Below are 3547 nucleotides of genomic sequence, written 5' to 3'. Positions count from 1 at the left end.
TCAGGGACATCGTTCGGACCTCCGGGACAGCGACGGCGGTGGCGACCCTCAGGCGCCGACCGTGTCAGTGTATCTTCAAGTCAGGTGGCTTTGACCCTGATCCATATCAACTCCCGTCACCAAGACCTGGGTTCGCAGTCCCAGGGCACACGCGGCGGGGAGCGCCACCGGGAAAGCCGCGGATTTCCTCGGTTTTTGCTCCGGCCACGGCTGGGAAAAAACGGGCTCTTCGCTGTTTGGGGTGGGTAGTCGAGCATGCGTCGGTTGTGATGCGCTGGCTCGGTGCGGGCGAACTGGAGGGACCAACCGGCGCGGTCGTTCCGCTACCTGATGCTGCAGGTGGGGTCTTTGCCTGTGGATTTGTGGGCAACGCAAGCGCGTTGCCCACAAATCCACAGGCACCGCGACCACAACTTCAAGGCGATCTTCCATCTCGTGACGCCGGACCCGATAACCCCTACCCACCCCAAATAGCGAGGAGCCGGAAAAACGCAAAATCCATAGACACACGTATCAGAGAAATTCAGTATATTCCACGGCACTATCATGCTTACGCCATAGGCATGTATCTGCGCATCACTGAGCGGCGTAACCGCGATGGCTTCACCGTCGCCTACTACGCCCTCGCCGAAAACGTCTGGAACGCGCAGGCCAAGCGCTCCGAAGCGCAGGTCATCCACAACTTCGGCCGCGCCGATCAACTCGACAAAGCCGCCTTGCAGCGCCGCATCGCCTCCATCCAATGCGTCATCGCCGCCGATGCGGTCGACGCCCTGCCCACAAGCGGCAAGGCCAGCCTCCCGGACATCGCGACCGATGCCGTCTTCGAACTCGGCGTCGTGCTGGCCGCCCGTGGGCTGTGGGAGGAACTCGGCATCGGCGAGGCCATCCGCACCCGCCTGATGCGAGCGCAACTGAGCGCGCCGCACGAGATGGCGCTGTTCGCCATGGCAGCGCAGCGCCTCGATGATCCAGGCTCGAAACTGAGTTGCGCCACGCGCTGGCTGCCTGACATCGCCTGGCTGCCGGAGGCGGACAACCTGGCCGTCGACCAACTCTATCGTGCGCTCGACTTCCTCGCCGTCTGGTCAGACGAGATCGAGCGCGATGTGTTCCTGCACAGCGCCGATCTGTTCCGCCTCGATGTCGATCTGATCTTCTACGATACCACCGCCTACTTCGAGATCGACGAGCCGGACGAGCACTGCGAGCTGTGGGCTGGCAAGCTGTTCGCGCCGCTGCGCCAGCGCGGCCACAACAAGGAGGGGCGCGACAACCAGCCGCAGGTGATCATCGCCATGGCGGTCACCCGTGACGGCATGCCGGTGCGCTCGTGGGCGAGGCTGGCCAAGGTTCCACCGGCGTCAGCCGGTGGAATGCCAGACGAGGGGCTGCCCGGCAACACCGCCGACGTCGCCACGGTGGCCCGCATCAAGCAGGACCTGCACGCCTGGCGGCTTGGGCGCTGCCTGTTCGTCGGCGATGCCGGGATGTACTCGGCCGACAATCTGGTCGAACTCAGTCGTGGCCTCGGCCGCTACGTGCTGGCGGTGCCGATGCGCCGCCTCAAGGACGTCGAGACCGAGGTGCTGACCCGGCCGGGCCGCTACCGCAAGGTGGCTGACAACCTCGAAGTCAAGGAGGTCTGGGTCGGTGACGGCGAGCGGCGCAAACGCTACGTGCTGTGCTTCAATCCCGCCGAGGCGGCGCAGCAGCGCGCGCACCGCGCTCAGGTGCTGGCCGAACTCGCCGCCGAACTGACGCTGCTTGACGAACGTCATGAAGACCATCCGAAGGCCGCCTGCGCGCTGATGGCCTCGCGCCGTTATGGGCGCTACCTCAGCATGGATCGGCACGCTCGGCCGAAGCTCGATGCGGCCAAGGTTAAGGCCGTCGAGAAGTTCGACGGCAAGTGGGTGGTCATCACCAACGACGAGACGCTGACCGCCGAGGACGTGGCGCTGGCGTACAAAGGCGGCGCCATCATTGAGTCTTGCTTTAGGAGAATGAAGCAGACGGGGCTGGAGGTGCGGCCGATGTTTCATTGGGCGCCGCGGCGGATTGAGGCGCACGTCAAGCTGTGCGTGCTGGCCTTGCAGGTGCAGCGTACCGCCGAGATCCGCACCGGGCTGTCCTGGGCGCGCATCGCCCACTTGCTAGGGACGCTGCAGGCGGTGCGCTATGTCGCTGAGCGGCAGACGATTGTTCAGCGCACGAAAATCGGTCCTGAGTTGGCCGGTTTGCTGAAAACGCTCGGAATATCAGCGCCCAAGCAAGTCATGGCGATGAGTGAGGCAACCGACAGCCCCGCCACGTCATAGACACACGCCCGGAATCCGTCTTCTGTAAACCACTGATTTGGGCCACGGATTCAACGCGTGTGTCGCGTGACCGCGAACCCAGGATGGACGGCCTGTCACTGGTCGAGCACCTCCGCGCCAGCGGCGGGCCGCCGCCCTGCCTGCTGATGATGACCGGCCGGGTCACCGCCGAGGTCGAGCGGCGGGCCGCCGCGGCCGGCGTCCGCGTCATCCAGGGCAAGCCGCTCGACCCGGCCGAGGTCCTTGCCGCCATCGGCTCGGCGCTGGCGGAATGATGCCATGCCGGTCGTGGCTTCCGGCGGTTCCCCGTCATCCGGGACAAACCGTTTCTGGAAGTTGCACGACCGGTGCGGCCGCCGATTGGTTTTGTTTCGGCTTCCATCGGGAATTTCCCGACTGTTCATGACCGCCATGAAGACCTATCAGGCGCGTCAGTCAGCGTCAGGCCATCAGATGAGCAATCAGGACGAACGGTTGTTCCTGCCCGATCAGCATGACGAGGCCCTTGGCGACGTCCGTCAGCTGGTGCTGCCGGATGTCATCCAGGCCACCGGGGTGGGGACCCTTGGGCGCCCGGTCGCGGAACGCACCCGGTCGCCGCGTGCGGCGGCAACGGGTTCCGGGGCTGGGATGGATCGCCGCGACGAGCCCCGGGCAACCCTGCCGGACAACCAACAGGAGGCGCCCGGGCGGTTCACCAGCAGCCTCGCGCACGAATTCAACAACAGGCTCTGCGTCATTGGCTGGGTGTTGGGCGGGGTCCGTGTCCGGGGCGGCGAGCCCGGGGACGGGCCGCAGGACGACGGTCCCGCGCCGGGCGGGAACGAGGCCGCGGCGGACTCCGCCACGCGCGTCGCTTCGGACGCCGATCTTGGGGAGGGCGAAAGCGCGCGGATTCTGCTGGTCGACGATGACGAATCGGTGCGCGAGATCACTGCCACGTACCTGGAGGAACTCAACTACGTCGTGGTCGAGGCGGACAGCGCCGAGGCCGCCTATTTTTACTGTGTCACTATCCTCTAGCTATTGACTATAGCCACCCCATATAGGGGTCCATGTATCAGGAAGGAGCGAGACTGCCGCTGACGGGTGAGGCCCGATTGGAGGCGTATCTGGATGCGATTGTCGGAGGACTGGGACATGCCCGCCGCGCCGCCTCGGCGCGGGCCTACTGCACCGGTCTGCTGCTGCCCGGCGAGCGCAAGAGCATCGAGCCGATGGCCGCA

The 3547-nt window shown here is 65.5% G+C and carries 3 protein-coding genes; all 3 read left to right on the top strand.

Going from position 1 to position 3547, the window contains the following annotated elements:
- The first annotated feature begins 563 nt into the window (after positions 1–563).
- The 3 genes from CCS01_RS00355 to CCS01_RS00345 all read left to right on the top strand — a co-directional run bounded on the left by CCS01_RS00355 (position 564) and on the right by CCS01_RS00345 (position 3344).
- On the top strand, positions 564–2321 hold the full coding sequence (locus CCS01_RS00355; RefSeq protein WP_104516857.1) for an IS1634 family transposase: 1758 nt from the start codon (positions 564–566) through the stop codon (positions 2319–2321).
- 83 nt (positions 2322–2404) lie between these two features.
- Positions 2405–2596, top strand: coding sequence for a response regulator transcription factor (locus tag CCS01_RS00350; RefSeq protein WP_104516856.1), 192 nt, complete (start codon positions 2405–2407; stop codon positions 2594–2596).
- Positions 2597–2732: 136 nt separating this feature from the next.
- Positions 2733–3344 (top strand): response regulator, encoded by a 612-nt coding sequence (locus CCS01_RS00345; RefSeq protein WP_146101502.1) that lies wholly within the window; start codon positions 2733–2735, stop codon positions 3342–3344.
- Positions 3345–3547: the final 203 nt, after the last annotated feature.

Origin of the sequence: Rhodopila globiformis, assembly GCF_002937115.1 — a bacterium.
GTDB classification, from domain to species: Bacteria; Pseudomonadota; Alphaproteobacteria; order Acetobacterales; family Acetobacteraceae; genus Rhodopila; species Rhodopila globiformis.
The sequence above is the reverse complement of the archived record's forward strand: the minus strand, read 5'-3'. Positions and strand labels throughout refer to the sequence as shown.